The following is a 23,836-nucleotide window of genomic DNA, read 5'->3' as shown; positions in this document are numbered from 1 at the left end:
AGAAGTTGATTCTTGCGTGGTCTATCTCTAGACCCCTCAAAACTGAATAAAGTTGAATGCTCATCCTTGTATATATTCCTTAGAAAGGAGGTGATCCAGCCGCACCTTCCGATACGGCTACCTTGTTACGACTTCACCCCAGTCATCGGTCTTACCTTAGGAAGCGCCCTCCTTGCGGTTAGGCAACCTACTTCGGGTACTCCCAACTCCCGTGGTGTGACGGGCGGTGTGTACAAGGCCCGGGAACGTATTCACCGCGGCGTGCTGATCCGCGATTACTAGCGATTCCGACTTCATGTAGGCGAGTTGCAGCCTACAATCCGAACTGAGAATGGTTTTAAGAGATTAGCTAAACATCACTGTCTCGCGACTCGTTGTACCATCCATTGTAGCACGTGTGTAGCCCAGGTCATAAGGGGCATGATGATTTGACGTCATCCCCACCTTCCTCCGGTTTATCACCGGCAGTCTCACTAGAGTGCCCAACTTAATGATGGCAACTAGTAATAGGGGTTGCGCTCGTTGCGGGACTTAACCCAACATCTCACGACACGAGCTGACGACAACCATGCACCACCTGTCACCGATGTACCGAAGTAACTCCTTATCTCTAAGGATAGCATCGGGATGTCAAGACCTGGTAAGGTTCTTCGCGTTGCTTCGAATTAAACCACATGCTCCACCGCTTGTGCGGGCCCCCGTCAATTCCTTTGAGTTTCAACCTTGCGGTCGTACTCCCCAGGCGGAGTGCTTATTGCGTTAGCTGCGATACAGAAAACTTATAGCTTCCTACATCTAGCACTCATCGTTTACGGCGTGGACTACCAGGGTATCTAATCCTGTTTGCTCCCCACGCTTTCGAGCCTCAGTGTCAGTTACAGGCCAGAGAGCCGCTTTCGCCACCGGTGTTCCTCCATATATCTACGCATTTCACCGCTACACATGGAATTCCACTCTCCTCTCCTGCACTCAAGTCTACCAGTTTCCAATGCATACAATGGTTGAGCCACTGCCTTTTACACCAGACTTAATAAACCACCTGCGCTCGCTTTACGCCCAATAAATCCGGACAACGCTCGGGACCTACGTATTACCGCGGCTGCTGGCACGTAGTTAGCCGTCCCTTTCTGGTTAGATACCGTCACTGCATGGATTTTCCACTCCCACACACGTTCTTCTCTAACAACAGAGTTTTACGATCCGAAAACCTTCTTCACTCACGCGGCGTTGCTCGGTCAGGGTTGCCCCATTGCCGAAGATTCCCTACTGCTGCCTCCCGTAGGAGTTTGGGCCGTGTCTCAGTCCCAATGTGGCCGATCACCCTCTCAGGTCGGCTATGTATCATCGCCTTGGTAGGCCTTTACCCTACCAACTAGCTAATACAACGCGGGATCATCTTTGAGTGATGCATTTGCATCTTTCAAACTTTTAACTTATGTTTAAAGCTTTTATGCGGTATTAGCATTCGTTTCCAAATGTTGTCCCCCGCTCAAAGGCAGATTCCCCACGCGTTACTCACCCGTTCGCTGCTCTTCCAGTCGGTACAAGTACCAACCTTCAGCGCTCAACTTGCATGTATTAGGCACGCCGCCAGCGTTCGTCCTGAGCCAGGATCAAACTCTCAAATAAAGTATTTAAGTCACACTTGTGACTGGCTTGTCTTTCATTATTGATTGACAGATTTTTGATGTCTTTACGACATCACATGAGTCATTCTTCTTTATTCAGTTTTCAAGGGTCTAAACGCTTGAGTGGCTTCCCTCTCTCGCGACAACTATTATATTCTATCAAACTACACACCCTTTGTCAATTATTTGTTGTGATTTGACAAAACTTTTTTTATTCATCCTTTTTGTTACTCCCTTTAACCATACAATCACTCCTTACTTCTAAATAAAAAACCACTTAAATGTGGCCTTTTATTTAGGTTAATTATTTTACTGTAGCAGTTGAAGCGATAATTTCTACTGCTTTTTTCATTGCAATATCGTGTTTAAGCATGTCAACTGGAAGAAGTTTTTCAACTTGTTCAACTGGCATATTATATTGTGCAGCCAAATCAGCGATTTCTGCTTGCACTTCTTCATCAGTAGTTGTAAAGTTTTCAGCAGCTGCAATAGCTTCTACAACAAGATTTGTGCGAACACGTTTGTCAGCATCTGCTTCATATTGTTTATGAAGGTCATCTTCAGTTGTACCAGTGATTTGGAAGTACATTTCTGGTGAAATACCTTGTTGTTGCATTCCTCCGAGGAATTCATTCATTGCACGGTGAACTTCTTCGTGAATCATTTCTTCTGGAAGTTCTTTGATTTCTGCATTAGCTACTGCTGCTTCAATAGCTGCTGTTTCTACTGCATCATCAAATGCCTCTGTTTTTGATTCTTCAAGTTCCTTGCGGAATTTAGCCTTGAGTTCATCCAATGTTTCAACTTCTTCGTCAATGTCTTTTGCAAGTTCATCATCAAGTTCTGGAAGTTCTTTTGCTTTGACTTCATTAACTGTTGTAACAAAAAGTGCTTCTTTACCAGCAAGGTCTTCGGCTTGATAATCTTCTGGGAAAGTAACTTTAACTTCGATTGTTTCACCAGCTTTTGAACCAATAAGTTGTTCCTCAAACCCTGGAATAAACTGCCCTGAACCAAGTTCAAGGCTATGGTTCGCACCTTTTCCACCTTCAAATTCAACACCATCAACTGAACCAACAAAATCGATTACGACTGTGTCTCCGTTTTCTGCAGCTGTTTCTTTCACAACAAGTTCTGCCAAGTTATTTTGAGCACTAGTCAAGCGCTCTTCAACATCTTCGTCAGAAACTTCTTTGCTAGCATCCACTTCTACCGTGAGGTTTTTGTAATCTCCAAGGGTTACTGTTGGTTTAACAACAACTTCTGCTGTCAATTCCCAATCTGAACCTTTCTCCATTTTAGTTACATCAATTTTTGGTTGAGCGACTGGCTCGATACCAGCTTCTTTTACAGCTGCATCATATGCTTCTGGAAGGACAGCATTTAAGCCTTCTTCATAAAGCGCTTCTTCACCATACATTTTGTTAAACATTTGGCGATTAATTTTACCTTTACGGAAACCTGGAACACTGATGTTTCCTTTTACTTTATTGAAAGCTTTGTCAAGACCTTTTTTGATTGTTTCTTGATCGATTGAAAATGAGAGTGTACCTTTTGTATCACTAGTTTTTTCAAAACTTACAGTCATTTTTTTCTCCTTATTTTGAGCTATTGCTCAGAAATTCATACCTCCCAAGAATAGCATAAAATCGCTACTATTTCAAGTGTTTATTGCTTTTCCCTTGCTATTTCCAGATTTATAATAAGTAAAAAGAACCTTTCGGTTCTCTTATTTTGCTGGATTAAGTTTGTCTAGCACTTCTGTCCATAAATTATGATTGAAAACATGGGAAGGATTCCCACCTCCAAGTACACCATAACCTAGCATAAGTCCTAGAACCGCTGATACAACCAATAGTATCGCAATAAGAATTACAAATGATAATCTGACCCCTAAAAATTTTACGGTTCGCTTAAACATTAATCTTCATCCTCGTCTTCATCATGAATACGTTCAATATTGGCTCCTAGTGCTTTCAATTTTTCATGGAATTTATAGTAACCACGATCAAGATGGCTTAGCTTTCTCACTGTGGTTTGTCCTTTGGCAACTAACCCAAGAAGGATTAACGCTGCGCTTGCACGCAAGTCTGTTGATTTTACGGCTGCCCTTGAAGTTCTGCATTTCCCTGAATCAATGCTGTGTTACGTGTAATATCAACATCTAGACCCATCCGACGCATTTCTTCAAGATGTTGAAATCTATTTTCAAAAACTGTTTCAACCATCATTGACTCTCCTAAAGCTACAGCTTGAGCAGCAGTCATTTGAGATTGCATATCAGTTGGAAAGCCTGGATGTGGAAGAGTTTTAACGCTTGTTGCTTTGAGACGTTTAGGACCTATCACACGAATCCCCTCTTCTTCTTTGATGAAATTCACACCCATTTCACTCAATTTTGAAATCAAAGGACGGTTATGTTCTGAAATTGCATCTTTTATGAGAACGTTACCTTCTGTCATCGCAGCAGCAACCATAAATGTTCCTGCTTCAATTCGGTCTTGAACTACAGCATGGCGAGCACCATGCATTTTTTCAACACCTTTGATAATCACTGTATCGGTTCCCGCTCCTTTTACATTGGCTCCCATTTTGTTTAAAAGGTTAGCGAGGTCGACGATTTCTGGTTCACGAGCTGCGTTTTCTAAAGTAGTTGTGCCCTCTGCGAGTGTTGCCGCAAGCATTAGATTTTGAGTTGCCCCAACTGATGGGAAATCCATATAAATATAAGCACCTTTAAGTTTATCCGCTTTAGCTTCAATGTAACCTGCATTTTGCGTAATTTTTGCACCCATTTGCTCAAAGCCACGGAGATGTAAATCGATTGGACGCGAACCAATGGAACATCCTCCAGGCATTGAAACTCTCGCTTGTCCATTTCTAGCAAGAATTGGTCCCATTACAACAATGGAAGCACGCATTTTACTAACGTATTCGTAAGGAGCTGTTGTTTTTATTTGTACGCCAGCCTTTGCGATAATTTCTTTTTCTTTTTGGTCAAATGTAATGTCAACTCCAAGATGATTAACTAAATTATTCATCATGAAAACATCACTCAAGATAGGAACATTGCGGAGTACAACTTCTCCTTCACTGGCTAACAGGGTTGCTGCAAGAAGTGGAAGAACAGCGTTCTTTGCTCCTTCAATCTCAACTTCGCCCTGAAGTTTAGTTTGCCCGCCTTTTACAATAATTTTATCCATTTTGTCTATTTTCCTATAATTTTCTTTGATTATTTTTAAATTATAGCACAAAAGTCTTATGAGTTTTGACAAAAGATTTCTGTTTGATTAATTTTTAATATATTTTTGAATTTCTGGAAGCAGCATTTTAGGGATTGTAAATACTTTTTCACGGTCATCAAATTTAGGTTTTTCACCTGATAAGGTTAATGTAATATAGCCTAGCTTTTCCGCGATAATACTTCCAGCAGCGTAGTCCCAAGGTTGAAGATTACTAAAGTAGCCTAGAATTTTGCCTTCTAATAATTGTCCATAACTAATTCCTGCGCTACCTAAAATACGAACACCCAATGTTTGACGACTTAAATCTAATACTCCTCCAACATTTGCCCTATACATATAACTATTCACACCTAACAAGCTATGGCGCAGGGGAGAAAATTTAGGTTCTAATTCCCGTTGATTACAAAAGGCTTTATGACTATCACACCAATAAAGTTTATCTTGTGTGACATTCAGAATCAAGCCAAATTTTCCGACTCCAAATTCATAGTAAGCAATCATGATGGCAAAATTATCTTTTTGAACAATGAAATTGGTCGTGCCATCAATGGGGTCAAGAATCCATAAATGAGGAATTTGCTCATCAAAACTGAGTTTTTTATTATCTTCTTCTGCCAGAATTTTGTCAGATGGAAAATGATGCAAAATATTTTTGACAATCATCTTCTGAACTTCATGGTCAAAATTGGTGACCAAGTCATCATATCTTGTTTTTTCTGTAATTTCTAATGGTTCTGTCAAATTCTCTTTAAGAAAATTCCCAGCATCGCGAATCCAATCTTTAGCTAACTCAAGTCTTGTCAATAAATCTTCTTCCTGACAAGAATTAGTTGGCACTGACAAATCGTTTTCCACTTGCCTGTACCTCCTTAACGGCTCTATAAAGCGAGTAACCACTATTTCCCTCAAATTCGTGGCCCAATTGTTTTTCTTGCATTTTTGATGGAACTACTTTTTTAAAAGCAGAATAGGCGTTCAAAAATTCTTCTTTTTCAACCTTACTTTCGTAAAATTTTTCAACTTGATTGAAAAAAGAGAGCACCTCTGTCATTTCAGCGGTACTCCAACTAAAATCCAGAGGATAGTTATAGTTTTCTTTCATTTTTCCTCATTTAATCTTGTCAGTACTGACAATTTCTATCAGCACTGTTTTTGTCATAATTATACTTAGTGATAACTGCATTTGGCGTGTCATAGCGATATTTTTATTTTAACCCCCAATACCACTAGGGTCCATGCTCATCGTGATAGCAACAGTTATTCACACTGTGGCAATCAAATTGAAACAGCTCTTTTGCAACTTATGCACGGCAAAATTATACTGCAAAACTAATTTATTGTTCACATAAATTAGTCATGGCACATTGCTAGTTTATCGAAGTAAGTGCGTGCTATCTCCGCCTTGCGGCTACGCCATCGATGCTCTCTACGGTGCTACGTACTTCGCACGCCGTGCTACGCTGTCCGTTCGCTTAGCGAAGATAGCGACTAGAGAAAGTGGACAAATGTTTTACGAAACTCCCACTGAATAAGTCTTGAATTCATTTTACTTCGTAATTCTATCTGCTAGTTAAATACTCACTCTTCAATCGTGTACGGCGACACTTTGCTTTGCAAAGTTCCATTTGCAGATTAAACACTCATTCTTCAATCGTGTTTAACATTTCGGCACGGCGGTATTCTCGCGGCAAAAATGCACGAATTTCGTCTTCATTGAAACCAATTTGTAAGTGCTTTGAATCAGTAATGATTGGTCTTCTCAATAAATTTGGAAATTCTGTTACAAGTTCAATCAACTCATTAATTGTTAAATTATCAACATCCACAGCCAATTTTTGAAAAACTTTTGACCTTGTTGATATGATATCTTCTGTCCCATTTTCAGTTTTTGTCAAAATATGGCGCAAATCATTTGCTGTCATGGGTTGTGTTAGGATATTATGTTCTACAAAGGGAACTTTGTGGCTTTGCAGCCAAGCGCGCGCCTTACGGCAACTTGTACATGAAGGCGACAAATATAAATCAATCACAATCTTATTTCCTATTCTCATCAATTTTTCAGCAAAATCTCATTTCTATCAGTTACGATCACACACTTATAGTGTTTCTGAATATTTTGTCAGTACTGACAGAAATTTTTTACATCTTTGAGTATTATATCAAAATTAACACCGCAAAAAAAGTGAACGAGGCAAATAACATTTCTTTTTATGACAAAAGTTACTCATTCATTTCTTCAAAAGTCTCTTGCAAATCTTCAAAATCCAGTAAATATAGCTCATAATCAGATGTATTTTTCATTCTGTCAACCATATATTTTAACTTTGTTTTATTTTCTTCATCATAAAATACAAATGCGCCTTCCGTGTTTTCTAGTAGAAAATCATTGTACTGACGGAATTGTCCTGCGTTTTCATAAGTTTCATAAGCATATTTCACAAAATCTACTTGTTTGAAGGATGCAAGCTTGATTTGATTGGCTTCATTCCAATTTTGCCCCTGCGTTTCAAAAGCAAAAATGCTACCAATTTGAAATTCATAATCTTCTTTTAGCTCCTTTGCCACTTCAAGTACCCAATACTCAAAGCCTAGATTTCCTGTAAATATAATCCACTTTAGACCGTTTTCTAAGAAACCAATCAATCTTTTTTTGACTGCTTTTTTTATCACAGAAATTTTAATATCTTTTTCATTAAAAATACCTAAATCGAAACTGCTGTAACCCATGATTAGCAATGAATTCATAAATATTTTCCCCTCGTAATTTTTATGCTATAATGTCATTATATAATTAACTGAAGATTTTATAAAGGTATAATAATGTTTAATTACCCTAGAGGTTTATCACGAATTCCTACGGAAAAATCAACTTCGTCGCTACTTACAAAAGTTCCTAAAAGAGCTGTCAGCACTGACAGAAATAAAAAATCAGTAGCTTTTGGCAAACGCGGTATGAATTTTGAAGCCGAAATCAATGCAACAAATGAATATTACCTTTCACATGGTTTAGCAGTGATTCACAAAAAACCAACACCTATTCAAATTGTGAAAGTTGATTATCCACAGAGAAGTCGTGCAAAAATTACCGAAGCCTACTTTAGACAAGCCTCGACAACAGACTACTCTGGCGTTTATAAAGGGCATTACATCGATTTTGAAGCTAAAGAAACACAACAAAAAACAGTGTTTCCCTTAAAAAATTTCCATGAGCATCAAATTGTTCACATGAGTAATGTCCTTGCTCAAGATGGCATCGCATTTGTTCTTTTACATTTTGCAACAATTAACGAAACTTATCTCCTTCCTTCCTCACATCTCATTACATTTTATCGTGAGAAGCAAGGCTTGAAGTCCATACCTATTCACTATATCCGTGATAAAGGTTATAAAATTGAAACCAATCAAATTCCTAGAATTCCATATCTAGAAATTGTGAATAAACTCTGTGAGGTACACTAAAATTTCTACCAAACCTAATTCAAAAAAACAGAAAAAATATCCTAAACGCAGTTCCGCAAAAACGAAATGGTGGACTGCTTTAAAAATATTTTTGATTACAATTTTTTCAGCAATTATCCTTGGACTTATTGCTGGAGGTGCCGTCTTTGTCTATTTTGCCAAAGATGCCCCCAAACTTGAGCTGAATAAATTGGAATCGTATCCTTCACCAAAAATGTATGACAAAAACGGCACAGTCATTGCAACACTTGGCTCCGAGCAGCGAAATCTTGTTCAAACGGACAATATTCCTGTGATGCTGGTTAATGCTGTTACCTCTATAGAGGATCATCGTTTCTTCAATACCCGCGGTGTCGACCCAATTCGTATTGCTGGTGCATTTCTCAATAATGTTAAAGGGGGTCACTTAATGGTGGTTCAACCCTTGATATGCAGCTCATCAAACTCTCTTTCTTTTCAACTTCAACTTCTGACCAAACACTCCGCGTGAAAATTCAAGAAGCTTGGATGGCACTTGAGCTTGACCAACAGTGGACAAAAGAGCAAATTTTTACCGCCTATGTCAATAAGGTCAATATGGCAAACGGTTATTATGGGATGGGCACAGCCGCCGAAGCATATTATGGTAAAGATTTGACCAAACTTTCCATTGCCCAACTTGCTTTACTCGCAGGTATGCCTCAAGCGCCTAATACCTATAATCCTTATACTAATGCGAAATCTGCAAAATGGCGTCGTGATTTAGTTATCAATGCCATGAAAAAATATGGTAAGATTACCGCGAGCCAAGCTAAACAGGCAATCAATACACCAATTGATGATGGTTTACAGCCCCTTAAACAAAGCGCAACAATACCAAGCTTTGCTGATAATTTCCTAAAGCAAGCACTCGCTCAAGCGGAGCAAATTGGTGGAAAAAATATTTTGAGCGAAGGGGTCAAAATCTACACCACGCTTGATACATCAGCTCAACAAAACCTTTATAATATCGTCAACACCAATGACTATGTTCCTTTCTCAAATGACACGATGCAAGTCGCTTCAACACTTATCAATGTTCAAACAGGTGCTGTTGTTGCACAGATTGGGGGACGTAAGCAACCGACTGATGTTACTTTCGGTTATAATTATGCCGTGCAAACTGACCGTGACTGGGGTTCTGCCATGAAACCGCTTGTTGACTATGGTCCCGCTTTTGAAAACAATATTTATACTTCAACTGGTGACTATGTCACAGACTCACCAACCACCTACCCTGATGGTACTCCTCTTAAAAACTGGGATAATAACTATATGGGGACATTAACTGTGAAAAATGCGCTTGACCTCTCTCGGAATATTCCTGCTGTAAAAACTTTAATCAGTGTGGGATTTGCCAAATCAGAAGCTTTTTTGAAAAATGTTGGGATTAATCTTGGAAATATGCAGTATTCTAATGCTATCTCAAGCTATCCGACTTTACCTACTGGTGAGAGTGAGAAAAATATTAGTAAATATGGCGCAAGTTCTGAAAAAATGGCTGCTGCTTATGCTGCGTTTTCAAATAACGGAATTTATACAAAGCCTTACTATGTAACCAAACTTGTCTTTCCAGATGGGCGCGAAGTTGACTACAAACCCGAGCGCTCTCGTGCAATGTCAGCTTCAACTGCCTATATCATGACCAATATTCTTCAAGGTGTTTTATCTTTGCCGCTCTCACAATCTGTTGGCTCAAACGCTCAAGTCCCTGGACTTCCTACCGCCGGCAAGACAGGAACCTCAAACTACTCTGATGATGAAATGAGCCAAATCACTGAGAAATACGGAACATTACCTGGCATGGTTTCCCCCGATGAAAACTTTGTTGGCTATACTCCTCAGTACTCAATGGCAGTCTGGACAGGTTATAAAAACCGAATGACTCCGATTTATGGGCAAGATACTTCCATTGCAACCAAAGTCTTTAAAGCGATGATGACCCAACTTTATCCAAATCCATCATCAATTACTCCTTGGGAAATGCCTGATGGTGTTGTCCAACAAGGGATAAATATTGTCAAGACAGATACAAACGGACAAACAATTCCTCAATCAAGTTCAAATTAACATTCCTATGAAAATCGAAAAAATTATTAATGCCGTTGCTCAGGAAAATACTTATCTCCTGAGCAATTCTGCTTTTAGTCTTATCATTGACCCTGGGAGCAATCCATCAGCACTGACAGAAAAAATATCTGCTGACAAACCTGTCAGTAATATCCTACTCACCCATGCTCATTTTGACCATATCATGGGACTTCAGGCATTGCTTGACACTTTTCCTGATGCACAGATTTACCTTCACGAGTCAGAAAAAGAATGGATGCAAAACCCCGAGTTAAATGCTTCTTTATTACTGACAGGTCGACCTGTCATCGCCCCTAGTGCTGACAAGTTTTATCAGCTCGGCAAAACTTACAAACTTGATGGATTCAGGTTTCGAGTTTTGCCTACACCTGGTCATTCCATCGGAGGCGTAAGTCTTGTCTTTGATGATGAAAATATTGTTTTTACTGGTGATGCTTTATTTAAAAACGCTGTGGGACGGTGGGATTTACCCACAGGTAATTATGAGCAATTAATAACTTCTGTTCGCAAACAACTTTTTACTCTCCCTGATACAATGAAAGTCTACGCTGGACACGGTTTGTCCACAACGATTGGCAATGAAAAACGTCATAACCCTTTTTTTAGCACACACTAACATTCGTCAGCATACTGACAAAAATAAAATCACTGACAAAATTTTCTGTCAGTGATTTTTTTCATTGAAGTGATTCTAACATTGATGGATCATTTTCCCACCACCAATGTTATGTAGAACGAAAGCAGAGATTGTCATTTTGCCTTATCGCTTTGCCTTTTGCTCTTGCTGCTTTAGCAGCCAAGCAAACGGACAGCGGAGCAACGAAGTTGCATAGACCGTTCATCGTTCATAGAACGGCGTGTGAAGCACGTAGCACCGTAGCGGAGATCGCACGCACTTGCTAGGTTAAATTTGAATCGTTTGTCCTGGATGAATCATTTGGTCTAATCCAAAACCGTTAATCGCTGCTAACTGGTCTGCTGTCATTCCATTTGCTGTTGCGATTGAATAAAGGCTGTCACCATTTTGTATGGTGTAACTATTTGAGCTTATACTACTTACTGTACTCGTAGAGCTTCCCGCTGGAATTTGAAGGCTCTGACCCACTTGAAGCGTTGTAGCAATATCATAGATATTATTAGCCGACATAATCGCAGAAACTGTCGTCCCATATTGTTCGGCAATGGAGTAAAGACTATCTCCAGATTGTACGGTATAATTCCCTGCTTGTGAAGAAGTAGTTGATGAGCTACCTGCACTTGAAGAAGAAGCAATCTGCAACACTTCACCAACATGAATATCATTAGCATTCTCCAAATCGTTTGCAGAAACTAGTGCATCTACTGTCGTTCCATATTGCGCAGCAATCATTGACAATGTATCGCCTTCTTGAACTTTGTAATTTCCTACTGAAGAGCTTGTCATACTTGTCTGCGACGCTGAAATTTCACCACCCTGATCATAAACACTCAACCCAAGTTCAGAAATCAAATTATTTAATTTTGCAGCATAGTTCGGATCTGTCGCATATCTTCCCTGAAGCCAAGCAGTAGCGTCAACGTAAGAACTTGTATTCTCACGCCAAGCTCCTGAATAATAAGATGAACTTCTGAGTAGCTCTGCTTGTGCTAAGCAAGCCTCATAAATAGAGGCATAAGCTTGAAAAGGTTCCACAACATTCGTCATCTGACCATTAAGATACTCTTGGGTTGGTAGATAAACAGGAGTTCCTGAAGTGTATTTCACTCCAAAAATATTGTTATAATTACTCGCAAGGGCGCTTTGCCCTCCATTAGATTCCAAAATACCTTGGGCAATCATGACCGATGGATAAAGTCCATACTCATTTGCGACTGGCACAGCCGCATTGACAATTTCCTGAACTGACGAGGCATGGACTTTAATACCACCAAGGCTCGCTAAAGCAACGATAGACGCTCCCAAGGCTAGTTTATATTTATTTTTCATCAAGGCTCCTCTGATTTTCAATTTCTAGCATGATTTGAACAAAATTTCCTTCATCATACTGAGCTGATTTTCTTTTATAGTTACCTATTAGTATAAGAATTTTTTAGCATTTTGTAAAGTGATTGGGTTTTCATTTTATCGAAGTAAGTGCGTGCTAACTCACACTGAATAAGTCTTGACTTCATTTCATAAAGGGCAATAAAAATTTTTTAATACCATGATAAGACTTGTTTCGCGCAAAATATATTTTTTCGCTTTATAATAATAGTGTATCAAATTTCTATATTTTAGAGGTGAAAAATTATGGCAAAGATTTATGAAAACATTACTGATTTGATTGGTCACACACCAATTGTAAAATTGCAACATGTTCCTGAAGATAGTGCTGATGTCTATGTAAAACTAGAAGCTTTTAATCCTGGTGGGTCTGTAAAAGACCGTATTGCTCTTGCAATGATTCGTCAAGCAGAAGCTGACGGTAAACTCACACCTGGTGGAACAATTGTTGAACCTACATCTGGAAATACAGGAATTGGTTTGTCTTTCGTTGGCGCTGCTCTAGGTTATAAAGTGGTTATTGTCATGCCTGATAATGTTTCAATTGAACGTCGTAAATTAATTCAAGCTTATGGTGCAAAATTAGTATTAACTCCAGGTTCAGAAGGAATCAAAGCAGCCATCGCAAAAGCTCAAGGCTTTGCTGAAGAAAATGGTTGGTTCCTTCCACAACAATTTGAAAATTCGGCTAATCCGAAAATTCACGAAGAAACGACTGGTGCAGAAATTCTTGAAGCTTTTGGTGCCGACGGATTAGATGCTTTCGTTGCTGGTGCCGGAACAGGTGGTACTATCACAGGTGTTTCTCGTGCGCTCAAAAAAGCAAATCCAGCAATCAAAACTTACGTGGTTGAAGCTGGTGAATCTGCAATTCTTTCAGGTGGTCAACCTGGCCCACATAAAATTCAAGGAATTTCAACTGGTTTTGTACCTGGAAACCTTGATACAACAGCTTATGACGAGGTCATTGATGTTGCTTCCGACGATGCTATTTTGACTTCTCGCGAGCTTGGTGGTAAAGAAGGTTTCCTCGTTGGTATCTCATCTGGTGCTGCAATTTATGCTGCTCTTGAAGTCGCTAAAAAATTGGGCAAAGGCAAAAAAGTTCTTGCACTAGCCCTGACAATGGAGAACGCTATTTGTCAACTGTTCTCTATGATTTTGGTGAATAAATCTATCACTGACAGCTGACCAAAATCACTGACAGAAATTCTGTCAGTGATTTTTATCCGTTAAAATGATTACTTCATTGGTGGGGGATTCTTTCTCCCCCACCAATGTTAGTAGAACGAAAGCAGAGCTTAGTGCTGCTAATCCCCACCTTTAAGAGGTGGGGGATTAGCACGCACTTGCTAAGTTAAAATTAACTTTATGAAGAAAATTTGGAGAAAATAAATGAAAAAATATAAAGTTGTTGTTATTTCTGCCCTCTCACTCTCTACCGCTATTTTACTGAGTGCTTGCGGTAATCAAAACACGGCTTCAGAAACTTCCAGAAATGTGCAGTACAGTCTAAGTTCCGATATTCTTACATTAGATTCAAGTCTTGCCGCTGATGCTACTTCAATCAATACTTTGCTCAATGTTGAATCTGGCTTAGTTCGCTTTGATAAAAATGCAAATGTTGCTAATGATTTGGCAAAATCTATTAGTATTTCAAAAGATGGACTCACTTACAATGTCACACTCCGTTCTGGTTTAAAATGGTCAAATGGTGACAAATTGACTGCACAAGATTTTGTGTATGGCTGGCAACGGACGGTTGACCCAAAGACAGCATCAGAATATGCTTCTGCACTCTACCCAGTAAAAAATGCTGAAGCAATCAATCTTGGCAAAGCTCCAGCTTCGAGCCTTGGTATCAAAGCGTTAGATGATACTCATCTGATCATCACCCTTGCAACTCCCACCCCATATTTTGAAAAATTAATGACCGAACAAGCTTTTTATCCACTCAATCAAAAATTTGTTGAAAAACAGGGTAAAGCTTATGGCACAACATCTGATAAGACACTTTATGATGGGCCTTACAAATTTGCCAATGGAAACAAAGGCTGGACAGGTACAAATAAAACCTACTCACTTGTAAAAAATCCAAATTTCTATGATGCAAAAGAAGTGAAAGTACCTGGTGTCACTTACCAAATTATCTCAAATACGACTACTGCTGCTGAGCTTTATAAGCAAGGAAAACTTGATTTAGCTGTCCTTGATACTCCTGAACTCGTTTCTTCAAACAAAAATACTAAAGGTTACAAAGTCCTTTCTTCACCTCGTGTTGATGCACTTGAATTTAATCAATCAGGAAAAGTACCTGCACTCTCTAATCTCAAAATTCGTGAGGCAATTAATCTTGCAACTAACCGTCAAGGACTCCTTGATACTGCTGCACCGTACTATTCGATTAACAAGACCATTACACCAAACGGACTAGATGTTGCACCAAATGGTGAGGACTTCGCGAAATACGCAGCTCAACCTTATACTTATGATGCAACTAAAGCGGCGACTTTATTTAAGTCAGGCTTGAAAGAACTAGGGAAAAGTTCGCTTACTCTAAATCTTGAGGGTGATAGTGATGATGCTTTCCACAAAGCTGCTGTAGATTATCTCAAGCAAGACTTGGAAACAGCATTGCCCGGTCTCACGATTAATGAAGTCCTCGTACCAAAGGCTCAACGCCTTAAAGATGCACAAAATAATAATTTCCAAATCATTGTTTCAAGTTGGGGTGCTGATTATAATGAGCCTTCAGATTTCTTGACTAGCTTTGTTTCAAGCAGCCCCATGAATGATGGTCGATTTAATAATCCTGCCTATGATAAAGCAATGAAGGCTGCTTCAACGCTACCAGATATTACTCAACCTGACAAACTTTATGCTGATTATAAAGCTGCAGAAAAGGCACTCTATGAAGAAGCAAATGTTGATCCACTTGATACCCACGCTACCCCAATTTTGATGAACCCCAAACTCAAAGGAGTTTCGACGATCAACTCTGGCTTGATTTATGATTTACGTAATGCTTCTTTTGCTAAATGAAGTCAAGACTTATTCAGTGGGAGTTTCAACTCCCCACTGAATTTAGTCAGACGAAATTCAAAGTTAGTGCTGCTTCATCCCCTACCTAAGATAGGATAGCCGTTGTTGCTTTAGCAACTTACGGATATCCTAGTTGTTACACCTAGGTGGGGGTGTTAGCACGCACTTACTTCAATAATCTCATCAGTCAAAATAATGTCTCTGTCAGTACTGACAGAGATTTTTTCTGTTTGTCAGTAATTTCTTCTTAAACAAAACGTAAAAAATCTTTGACATTTTATTAAACACACATTATACTTATAATGTGCAAAATTAGAAAAAGGAAAAATTTAATTGACCATGAATAAATATAAAATAAGCGCTTTGACACTCGTTACTCTTTCTGCTGTCAGCATACTGACAGCTTGTGGAAATGCTGACAACAAGACTAGCGCAACGAGTCGCAATGTGAATTACAGTTTTGGAACGGATATCTTGACACTTGACACTAGTACTGCTGCTGATGTCAATTCTATTGATGTTTTGCTCAATGTTGATGCAGGGCTTGTCCGCTGGAATATGGATGCTAAACCTGTCAATGACCTCGCAAAATCAATTGATGTTTCAAAAGATGGTTTGACCTACAATGTCACTTTACGCGATGGCCTTAAATGGTCGAATGGTGCTAAACTCACAGCTCAAGATTTTGTTTATGGTTGGCAACGGACAGTTGACCCCAAGACGGGTTCAGAATACGCCTTTGCGCTCAGTCCAGTAGCGAACGCAAATGCTGTCATGACAGGTAAAAAACCTGTAAATTCACTAGGAATCAAAGCGATTGATGCCACACATCTGGTCATCACACTAGCTACTCCAACCCCATATTTTGAAAAATTATTGACACTGCCTGCTTATTATCCAGTTAATCAAGCTTTTGTCAAAAAAATGGGAAGCAAATATGGGACTTCTTCTGATACCACACTTTATAATGGTGCATTCAAGTTTGTCAAAGGTAAAGATAATTGGACGGGAACAAATAAAAACTTCTCAATTGTAAAAAATGATAATTTCTATGACGCTAAAAACGTTAAAATCCCTGGTGTTTCTTACCAAATCGTCAATAATCCTACAACAGCAGTAAGTCTTTACAAATCAGGAAAACTTGATGTTGCCGACCTTTCAACACCCGAACTCGTTGCTGCAAACAAGGACACCAAAGGCTACAAAACACTATCTTCTCCAAGAGTGGATGTCCTCGAATACAATCAATCAGGAAAAGTTCCAGCACTTTCAAATGATAAAATTCGTGAAGCGCTAAACCTTGCAACTAATCGTAAAGCACTCCTTTCAAGTATTGCACCAAGCTTTTCTATCGCCAATACTGTAACACCTAAAAAGCTTGATACTGCGCCAAATGGTGAAGATTTTGCAACATATGCAGCTCAACCTTATACTTATGATGCTACAAAAGCTGCTACACTTTTCAAAGAAGGTTTGAAAGAACTCGGAAAAACTTCATTGACCCTTGATCTCGAGGGGGCAAGCGATAATACTTTTGCCAAATCAGCTGTAGATTATCTCAAAGGCAACTTAGAAAAAGCACTCCCTGGACTTACAATCAACGAAAATCTTGTCCCCGCAGCTCAACGTCTTAAAGATGCACAAAATCATAATTTCCAAATTCTTTTGACAAGTTGGGGTGCTGATTACAATGAACCTTCTGACTTTTTGATGAATTTTGTCACGGGAAGTACGATGAATAACGGCTTAGTAAGTAATAGTGCTTTTGACAAAGCCTACACTGCTGCTACGACTGCTCCTGATGTTCTAAACGCAAGCAAACGTTATGCTGATTATAAGGCTGCAGAAAATGAACTCTACAAGAACTCAAACGTTTTACCACTTGCCACAGAATCTGTATCACTTTTGATGAATCCTAAACTTTCGGGTGTTTCAACCTATAACTCCGCCATGATTTTTGATTTACGTCATGCACATTTATCAAAATAATGATTAAGATGTGAGGGGCGCTCGTTCTGAAATTAGGAAAATTAGGAAATTACAGGTTCATGCGAAAGCACTGTTCTATAATTTGTCAATTTTTACTAATTTCCAGCACCCTGAACTCAATTATAAAGTATGAACTTGACTGTTCTAAAATGCTGAAAAATAAAAACGTTGCAATGAGATTCATTGCAACGTTTTTGTAAAGCGAGCGCCCCTCACATCTTAATCATCCACTCACTTTTTCAAGTTCTTGATAAATTTGTCTGAAAACTGTCAGAAACTGCTCAATTTCTGCCATGTTATTTGTTGCATCAAGACTGATTCTAACTGCACTAGTCGCCAACTTGCTTGGTGTATTCATTGCAACTAGAGTACTTGCAGCTGCATTTTTCTTAGAGCTACACGCGCTCGTTGTAGAGATATAAATATCATGCTTTTCAAATGCATGAACAACGACCTCGCCACGCACACCACGGATACCAAAAGTCAAAATATTTGGCACAAAACCATCCATTTTACTAAATAGAATGACCTTTTTATGCTGTTTCAGCTCGTCAAAAATGATTTGCTTCATCGCATGAACTTTATTTCGCTTGGCTTCATCATCTGTCAATACAAAGCGTAATGCTTTTGATGTCGCTGCAATACCTGCCAGATTTTCAGTGGTAGAACGACGATTCATCTCCTGACCTCCACCATGTAAGAGCGGTGTCAAGCGTTTGCCAGACTTGACCACCACAATTCCGACACCACGTGGACCGTGAAATTTATGCGCTGACAATGTCACAAAATCCACTATGTCAGTCATAAATTCACTGACAGGAATTTTCCCAATCGCTTGTACGGCATCCACATGAAAACTAATGGTTGGTTTGTCTTTTAGAAGCTCTGAAATTTCATTAATTGGCTGGATGCTGCCCACTTCATTGTTGACCGCCATAACAGAAATCAAAATCGTATCTTCACGAATCAATTTTTTCAATTCATCAATTTTGACAAATCCATCAGTGCTGACAGGAGCAAAATCCACATCAAAACCCTGTGTAGCAAGCCATTCTGCTGTATTTTTAACTGCAGGATGTTCAATACTTGATATGATAATGTGCTTACCATAAGGGCGCTTTTCAAACGCTACACCCTTGAGTACCCAATTATCTCCCTCAGTACCACCACTTGTAAAAAAAATCTCGTGTTGACCAACTCCAAGCAACTCAGCAATCTGCCGACGTGAAGCATCTAAAAGTCGAGTCGCAGTAGTGCCAAGTGCGTGCAAGCTTGATGGATTTCCCATCATTTTTGTTGCCACATCCATGTAAGTGCGTAGGACCTGCGGGTCAATCGCTGTCGTTGCACTATTGTCTAAATAAATCATTATCCTTATCCTTCTTTCGAATTCAACTCATCTATTTTAACATAATTTTATGACCGTCAGCAGCAAAAAGTTACTGATAAGAATCTGTCAGTAACTTTTGATAGATAAACCACCATCACTCGCTCAAAAAATGACCACAACTGAGTAAAACATTGAATTTTTATCTGCAGACTTAAAGTACCAAATCTTACGACTAAGATTCCAAAGACTTGTCACTTTAACTTCTTAGAATTGGGGGCATGGTAAGCTCGACAACTATGACAAGAATTAGCCACAGACTTTTGAATTGTTTTTTATCTATGGTACTAAGCTAAGTCATTTTTACAAAACAAAAAGTACCACGGAAATTCGTGGTACTTGAAGTTTTTATAAACTAATTATTTAACTGCATCTTTCAATGCTTTACCAGCTTTGAATGCAGGAACAACTGTAGCATCGATTTTGATTGCTTCACCAGTTTGTGGGTTGCGGCCTTCACGAGCTGCACGTTCACGAGTTTCAAAAGTACCGAAACCAATCAATTGAACTTTTTCACCTTTTGCAAGGAATTCAGTTACAACTTCACCAAAAGCGTTAACTGCTTTTTCTGAATCTTTTTTAGTCAATCCTGTTTTTGCTGCAACTTCAGCGATAAGATCTTGTTTGTTAGCCATTTTAGAAATGTCCTCCATTTGTTTTTTACCTTTAACCTTAGGCACTTTTCATTTTAGCAAATTGGAACTAAGTTTGCAAGCCAAAATGCCGTTTTAAGCTGATTTTCAGGCTTTTTTCATTAAATCAAAGGTAAAATTTCCCTTCACTAAATCAATCTGGTTTGTTTTAAGATACAAGTCGGTCGCCATCTTAATTTTTGGTAAATTAATGATAACCTGACTCTCCTTGCTATCTACCTGAACAAAATTTGGCAGATTGTAAGATTTAACCATCGCCAAGACATCAGAAGTCGGCAAACTTAACGTACCTGCTGAAATACTTTGAACAGAAAGACTCACTCCTCCATTTGGAAGTGCTAAAGGTTCAAAATAGACATATAGAGGAATTTTTGTACCAAAAAGTTTGTAGGAAGCCTCAAGAACGGCTTGTTGACCTGAGATATAAAATTTATAGCTCATTTCTTTTGATTGATAAGGAACTAAGTAACTATTAATCAATTGATTGAGTTGGGTCGTTGTTGTCGTGATTTGAGCCACTCTCTGGTCTGTTTTTGCCACTTGAGTTTGATTGAGTACGGTCTGATCACGTGGAGTCATCACGCGTACTGCAACAAATAGAACTCCTGCAATGTTCAAAGCTAAGAGTAAGAGAAAAAGCCATTTCCATATTGGTTTTATTTTTTTTACTCCAACTTCTGTACCAGTTTTTTTAGCGTTATTTTGTCTTGCTTTTCGTGTTTGATTTTCTTGATTATCCATGATTTCTCTCTATTCTGCGAGTTTCATTTGTTGTTTTATCTTAACTACTCTTGTAGCAGCTTGATGTATCTTATTTGCAAAATCTGGGTTCTCTTTTGCTTTTGCTAAAATTGCCGAAACTATTTCTGGAATCTGAGTTGCATCTCCTACAAGAATCATATCATTTCCCGCATTCAATGCAAGTACTGCTCGCTCTTCAGGGGTCCAAGCTTGAACCTGGATAGCATTTGACAAATCGTCCGTAATCACTAATCCGTCAAAGCCAAGTTTATCTCTAAGCAATCCCTGAACCATTTTAGGAGAAAACGCTCCTGGAAGTGTTGGGTCAATCTTTGTATAAATTGCTGTGGCTGTCATGATGGAGGGTATTCCTTCATCAATCAAACGTTTAAATACCATGACAGAAGCACTATCAGCAGAAGTTTGTGTATCTGTCACATTTGATGTCGTATCAGTATTCCCAGTGACATTACCTAGCCCAGGAAAATGTTTAGCCGTTGTTAAGACCTTTGCAGCTTTCATTCCTTTGTAAAAGGCACCTGTATGGCTGACAATAGTATCTGTGCCATAGCCATATTCACGATGCCAATACCCTATAGGAGCATTGTGAGGAGCAAAAGCTGCTGATGGAACGCTATCAGCAACAGGTGCTAAATCAAAATTTACACCAGCTTGTATCAGCTCGCTTCCCCACACTTGAGCTGATTTTTCTAAAACACCTGGCGCCCAGCCTCCCTGTGTTAGTCCGTCTGGAATTGCCGTAAATCCCTTCCCTTGAAGAACTTGGACATTTCCTCCCTCTTGGTCACATGAAATTAATAACTTGAGATTTTTCGGTGCTAAATTCTGCAGTGTTTCAGTTATTTCTTTCATCGAAGAAATATCCAGATAAGAACGTCCTGTCAAAATAACACTACCAATATGATAATCACTAATCGCATTCAGCGTTGCTTGACTATAATTATTAGCGGGCATACCTGTCATAATCAACTGTCCAATTTCTTCTTCAAGTGTCAAATCAAGCTTAGATCGTGTTGTGTCATCTGCTTTAGTGCTACTGCTTGAAGAAGAAATTAATGGCTTATCCATGGATGAAGTCTGAGTTCTGGAGTTTTCAGGATGAGGCTTAAGTTTTAAGATAAGGCCAAGCAATCCCGCAATCACTATGAGGAAAGCAAAACCACCACCAATAAACAAACGTTTCTTATTTCGCTTTTGCTTTCTTTTTTTCATTAATGATTAACCTCCTTATAGGCTGCAAACACAGCATTTGCCATGATTTGATAACCTGTGTTATTCGGATGGAAATGGTCGCCAGTATAAAGTAAATTATTTTGAACTGAGTCTGAATTGCTGTCAGACTCTACGGCTTGCTGACCCGAAGTTCCTTTGTATAGTAAATCATTAATCGGAACAAAATACACATTTTTTTCCTTACTGACAACACTATCTGTAGCATCATTCCAATTATTAATCACATCTTGCATCACTGTAATTTCTGGAAAGTTAATATAAAACGGATTATAAATTCCTAAAACATAAATTTCTGCCTTCGGATTGCTTTCTCTAATCGTGTCAAGCAATTTTTTTATGCGTTTTTGATACGCTACCTCTGGTTTCGAAAAATCTTTTGCTGTCATCGTTGACAGGTGAGAAACATTATCCCGAATCACTTTCATAACATCATTACCACCAACAGTAATGGTGATAATGTTGGCACTTTTCAACCCGTCTTTTATCTTTTGCTGCTTCATCATCCGATTGTAAATCTGAGTACTCGTATCACCAGCCTTACCAAAATTTTCGCTACTGACAGAAATATTGTAAGTATTCTCAAGCTCTTTGGAAAAAAGTGGTACAAATCCGCCCTGTGCCGTAGCATCACCCACTCCTTCTGTCAGTGAATCACCGAGCGCAGCATATTTGACCGTTTTTTCTGTCAGTACTGATGGCTTTTTGTCAGCAAATCTATTCTCTGCTTTTGGAAATATTACCCATAACAATCCAAAAATTAGCAAAATTGCCAGCAGAAAGCCGGCAAATATTTGTAATTGTTTTTTCATCTTGCAATCCTTTGCAAACTATTTTTATTTAACTTTAAATCATCGCGCCAAGTCAACTCTGATTTTTAACTTAGCAAGTGCGTGCTATCTCCGCCCTTTGGGCTACGCTATCGATGCTCGCTAGTTGTTGCAGATAGCCGTGGTGTGGACAGCGTGAGAGAGCGCTTAGACTTCAGGGACAAGACCACTTCGCCTTGCGACTTTAGTTGATTGCGATTTGAACCTCCGATTTTAGTCGATTAGTGAAATCGACAGCGGAGCAAAGCGCAGATAGAGTGAACGGATAACGAAGCGAAGCGGAGGTGTGACCCCATATCTTTGATGTTAAGTATACTGTTCGTACAGATCGCTTAGTTGTTACCCTAACATTGGTGGGGGAAAAAAATCTCCCACCAATGAAGTAATCACTTCAACGCAAAGTTTTTCCAAAAGTTGAACTCAGTCCAACTTCCTTCTTACTCGTAATCAATCATAATTGCCCAAGCACCTGGTCCTGTATGTGTCGCAATCGTTGTATTCGTATCCATAATCGAAATCGGCTTTTCAACAAATTTTTGCAAAACATCCCTTGCTTTCTGAGAAAACTCAAGTCCTTGTGCGTGTGAAATTGCAATTTCTCGTATTTTTCTACCCGACGTACTCATATGGTCAGTAAGTTCCTCAAGCCATTTGTAAAAAGTCTTGTTTCCTCGACCTCGCAAAATTGTGCTTAACTCTCTATCTTTCAAAGTTCCAATCACTCGAACATTTAAAAGGCTACCAAAAAGCCCCGTCATACGGCTTACTCGACCACCTTTAACCAAATTTTCCAATGTTGAAAAACCAATATACAGCTCCGTTGATTCGCGAATATGTTTGATTTTCTCTAAAATTTCATTTTTGCTCAAGCCTAACTTTGCAAGTCTTGCGGCTTCAACCACTTGGAATTTCTGAGCTTGGTCAGTAAAATCACTATCAATCACCGTTACATCACGACCAGAAAGCATCCCTCCCTGACGTGCGGCTTCAACTGTTCCTGATAAAGCCTCTGTCAAATGAATAGAAATAATCTCATCGTCTTTAGTTGCAATATTTTCATAAACTTCAGCAAAAACCCCAACTGGTGGCTGACTTGTTTTAGGCAAACTCCTTGTTGCGGCCATCTTGACCATGAAATCCTCAAAACTCAGGTCATCGTCTGAATACATTGTTCCATCAATCGTCACTGATAATGGGACAATCGTAATGTCCAGTTCACGCGCAAGTTCCGGCTCAATCGTAATGGATGAATCTGTCACAATTTTTATTGGCATAATTACTACTTGAACTCTTTTAGTTTAATCCATTATGGCAAACGACAAAGTCCAATTCCTTTTCTATACAATTTGTGCTATCATATATTATAACAAATTTTCAGGTGGAAAGAACAAAAAAGGTTAAAATTATCCAAAGCTTACAAGGCAATTTGTTTTGCTTTGTTTAAAATATCGCTTTAAAGTGATAGGCAGAGCAGACAAA

Annotated in this window: 17 protein-coding genes, 1 rRNA gene and 3 pseudogenes; 6 read left to right on the top strand and 15 right to left on the bottom strand. The window is 39.1% G+C overall.

Annotated features, from left to right (window positions below):
- Positions 1-83: 83 nt before the first annotated feature.
- The 8 genes and pseudogenes from FLP15_RS05305 to FLP15_RS05270 all read right to left on the bottom strand — a co-directional run bounded on the left by FLP15_RS05305 (position 84) and on the right by FLP15_RS05270 (position 7,618).
- Positions 84-1,629: ribosomal RNA gene (locus tag FLP15_RS05305) — 16S ribosomal RNA — on the bottom strand.
- Positions 1,630-1,932: 303 nt separating this feature from the next.
- Positions 1,933-3,216, bottom strand: a complete 1,284-nt coding sequence (tig, locus tag FLP15_RS05300) for a trigger factor (RefSeq protein WP_142766276.1) — start codon at positions 3,214-3,216, stop codon at positions 1,933-1,935.
- 141 nt (positions 3,217-3,357) lie between these two features.
- Positions 3,358-3,549 carry a DNA-directed RNA polymerase subunit beta gene (locus tag FLP15_RS05295; RefSeq protein ID WP_142766275.1) on the bottom strand — a complete coding sequence of 64 codons (192 nt, stop codon included), beginning with the start codon at positions 3,547-3,549 and terminating at the stop codon, positions 3,358-3,360.
- A pseudogene (gene murA, locus FLP15_RS05290) lies at positions 3,549-4,831 on the bottom strand (UDP-N-acetylglucosamine 1-carboxyvinyltransferase). Before murA ends, FLP15_RS05295 begins: the two are co-directional and overlap by 1 nt.
- 87 nt (positions 4,832-4,918) lie before the next feature.
- Entirely contained in the window at positions 4,919-5,728 is an 810-nt protein-coding gene (locus FLP15_RS05285) for an inositol monophosphatase family protein (protein ID WP_223804737.1), read from the bottom strand.
- Positions 5,700-5,975, bottom strand: a complete 276-nt coding sequence (locus tag FLP15_RS05280) for a UPF0223 family protein (protein ID WP_142766274.1) — start codon at positions 5,973-5,975, stop codon at positions 5,700-5,702. Before FLP15_RS05280 ends, FLP15_RS05285 begins: the two co-directional genes overlap by 29 nt.
- A gap of 538 nt (positions 5,976-6,513) precedes the next feature.
- Positions 6,514-6,903: a transcriptional regulator Spx gene (gene spx / locus FLP15_RS05275; protein WP_120773234.1), complete on the bottom strand. Its 390-nt coding sequence runs from the start codon at positions 6,901-6,903 to the stop codon at positions 6,514-6,516.
- 190 nt (positions 6,904-7,093) lie between these two features.
- Positions 7,094-7,618 (bottom strand): SLOG family protein, encoded by a 525-nt coding sequence (locus tag FLP15_RS05270; RefSeq protein WP_142766273.1) that lies wholly within the window; start codon positions 7,616-7,618, stop codon positions 7,094-7,096.
- 75 nt (positions 7,619-7,693) lie between these two features.
- Between FLP15_RS05270 and recU the strand changes: the two genes are divergently transcribed.
- The 3 genes and pseudogenes from recU (at position 7,694) to FLP15_RS05255 (ending at position 11,057) form a co-directional block, all read left to right on the top strand.
- Complete coding sequence (recU, locus tag FLP15_RS05265) at positions 7,694-8,332, top strand: Holliday junction resolvase RecU (RefSeq protein ID WP_142766272.1); 639 nt, start codon at positions 7,694-7,696, stop codon at positions 8,330-8,332.
- Positions 8,319-10,420, top strand: a pseudogene (locus FLP15_RS05260) (transglycosylase domain-containing protein). The gene recU and the pseudogene FLP15_RS05260 overlap by 14 nt, the downstream one beginning before the upstream one ends.
- Before the next feature lie 7 nt (positions 10,421-10,427).
- On the top strand, positions 10,428-11,057 hold the full coding sequence (locus FLP15_RS05255; RefSeq protein WP_142766271.1) for an MBL fold metallo-hydrolase: 630 nt from the start codon (positions 10,428-10,430) through the stop codon (positions 11,055-11,057).
- Between the two features lie 288 nt (positions 11,058-11,345).
- Here FLP15_RS05255 and FLP15_RS05250 read toward each other — a convergent pair whose 3' ends face one another.
- Entirely contained in the window at positions 11,346-12,407 is a 1,062-nt protein-coding gene (locus tag FLP15_RS05250) for a LysM peptidoglycan-binding domain-containing protein (protein WP_142766270.1), read from the bottom strand.
- 303 nt (positions 12,408-12,710) lie between these two features.
- On the opposite strand from FLP15_RS05250, the pseudogene cysK reads away from it, so the two are divergent.
- The 3 genes and pseudogenes from cysK (at position 12,711) to FLP15_RS05235 (ending at position 17,495) form a co-directional block, all read left to right on the top strand.
- Positions 12,711-13,636 (top strand): annotated as a pseudogene (gene cysK / locus FLP15_RS05245) (cysteine synthase A).
- A 223-nt stretch (positions 13,637-13,859) separates the two neighbouring features.
- Entirely contained in the window at positions 13,860-15,506 is a 1,647-nt protein-coding gene (locus tag FLP15_RS05240; protein WP_142766269.1) for a peptide ABC transporter substrate-binding protein, read from the top strand.
- 339 nt (positions 15,507-15,845) lie between these two features.
- Complete coding sequence (locus FLP15_RS05235; protein WP_142766268.1) at positions 15,846-17,495, top strand: peptide ABC transporter substrate-binding protein; 1,650 nt, start codon at positions 15,846-15,848, stop codon at positions 17,493-17,495.
- Positions 17,496-17,718: 223 nt separating this feature from the next.
- Here the strand turns inward: FLP15_RS05235 and FLP15_RS05230 are convergent, their stop codons facing one another.
- The 6 genes from FLP15_RS05230 to FLP15_RS05205 all read right to left on the bottom strand — a co-directional run bounded on the left by FLP15_RS05230 (position 17,719) and on the right by FLP15_RS05205 (position 23,631).
- On the bottom strand, positions 17,719-18,864 hold the full coding sequence (locus tag FLP15_RS05230; protein ID WP_142766267.1) for a cysteine desulfurase family protein: 1,146 nt from the start codon (positions 18,862-18,864) through the stop codon (positions 17,719-17,721).
- A 377-nt stretch (positions 18,865-19,241) separates the two neighbouring features.
- Positions 19,242-19,517: an HU family DNA-binding protein gene (locus tag FLP15_RS05225; protein ID WP_120771024.1), complete on the bottom strand. Its 276-nt coding sequence runs from the start codon at positions 19,515-19,517 to the stop codon at positions 19,242-19,244.
- Between the two features lie 105 nt (positions 19,518-19,622).
- A complete protein-coding gene (locus tag FLP15_RS05220) occupies positions 19,623-20,276 on the bottom strand; it encodes a YpmS family protein (RefSeq protein WP_142766266.1) in 654 nt (217 codons plus the stop codon).
- A 9-nt stretch (positions 20,277-20,285) separates the two neighbouring features.
- Positions 20,286-21,509 (bottom strand): glycoside hydrolase family 3 N-terminal domain-containing protein, encoded by a 1,224-nt coding sequence (locus FLP15_RS05215; protein ID WP_142766265.1) that lies wholly within the window; start codon positions 21,507-21,509, stop codon positions 20,286-20,288.
- Positions 21,509-22,339 carry an SGNH/GDSL hydrolase family protein gene (locus FLP15_RS05210; RefSeq protein WP_142766264.1) on the bottom strand — a complete coding sequence of 277 codons (831 nt, stop codon included), beginning with the start codon at positions 22,337-22,339 and terminating at the stop codon, positions 21,509-21,511. The genes FLP15_RS05215 and FLP15_RS05210 overlap by 1 nt, the downstream gene beginning before the upstream one ends.
- 455 nt (positions 22,340-22,794) lie before the next feature.
- On the bottom strand, positions 22,795-23,631 hold the full coding sequence (locus FLP15_RS05205; protein ID WP_142766263.1) for a DegV family protein: 837 nt from the start codon (positions 23,629-23,631) through the stop codon (positions 22,795-22,797).
- Positions 23,632-23,836 lie beyond the last annotated feature (205 nt).

Source organism: Lactococcus protaetiae (assembly GCF_006965445.1).
In the GTDB taxonomy this organism is placed as follows: Bacteria; Bacillota; Bacilli; order Lactobacillales; family Streptococcaceae; genus Lactococcus; species Lactococcus protaetiae.
The sequence above is the reverse complement of the archived record's forward strand: the minus strand, read 5'-3'. Positions and strand labels throughout refer to the sequence as shown.

Bases quoted from the DNA above. Each gene is read 5' to 3' on its own strand.
- tig (WP_142766276.1), bottom strand. From the start codon at position 3,216: ATGACTGTAAGTTTTGAAAAAACTAGTGATACAAAAGGTACACTCTCA.
- FLP15_RS05295 (WP_142766275.1), bottom strand. From the start codon at position 3,549: ATGTTTAAGCGAACCGTAAAATTTTTAGGGGTCAGATTATCATTTGTA.
- FLP15_RS05280 (WP_142766274.1), bottom strand. From the start codon at position 5,975: ATGAAAGAAAACTATAACTATCCTCTGGATTTTAGTTGGAGTACCGCT.
- FLP15_RS05270 (WP_142766273.1), bottom strand. From the start codon at position 7,618: ATGAATTCATTGCTAATCATGGGTTACAGCAGTTTCGATTTAGGTATT.
- recU (WP_142766272.1), top strand. From the start codon at position 7,694: ATGTTTAATTACCCTAGAGGTTTATCACGAATTCCTACGGAAAAATCA.
- FLP15_RS05255 (WP_142766271.1), top strand. From the start codon at position 10,428: ATGAAAATCGAAAAAATTATTAATGCCGTTGCTCAGGAAAATACTTAT.
- FLP15_RS05250 (WP_142766270.1), bottom strand. From the start codon at position 12,407: ATGAAAAATAAATATAAACTAGCCTTGGGAGCGTCTATCGTTGCTTTA.
- FLP15_RS05240 (WP_142766269.1), top strand. From the start codon at position 13,860: ATGAAAAAATATAAAGTTGTTGTTATTTCTGCCCTCTCACTCTCTACC.
- FLP15_RS05235 (WP_142766268.1), top strand. From the start codon at position 15,846: ATGAATAAATATAAAATAAGCGCTTTGACACTCGTTACTCTTTCTGCT.
- FLP15_RS05230 (WP_142766267.1), bottom strand. From the start codon at position 18,864: ATGATTTATTTAGACAATAGTGCAACGACAGCGATTGACCCGCAGGTC.
- FLP15_RS05225 (WP_120771024.1), bottom strand. From the start codon at position 19,517: ATGGCTAACAAACAAGATCTTATCGCTGAAGTTGCAGCAAAAACAGGA.
- FLP15_RS05220 (WP_142766266.1), bottom strand. From the start codon at position 20,276: ATGGATAATCAAGAAAATCAAACACGAAAAGCAAGACAAAATAACGCT.
- FLP15_RS05215 (WP_142766265.1), bottom strand. From the start codon at position 21,509: ATGAAAAAAAGAAAGCAAAAGCGAAATAAGAAACGTTTGTTTATTGGT.
- FLP15_RS05210 (WP_142766264.1), bottom strand. From the start codon at position 22,339: ATGAAAAAACAATTACAAATATTTGCCGGCTTTCTGCTGGCAATTTTG.
- FLP15_RS05205 (WP_142766263.1), bottom strand. From the start codon at position 23,631: ATGCCAATAAAAATTGTGACAGATTCATCCATTACGATTGAGCCGGAA.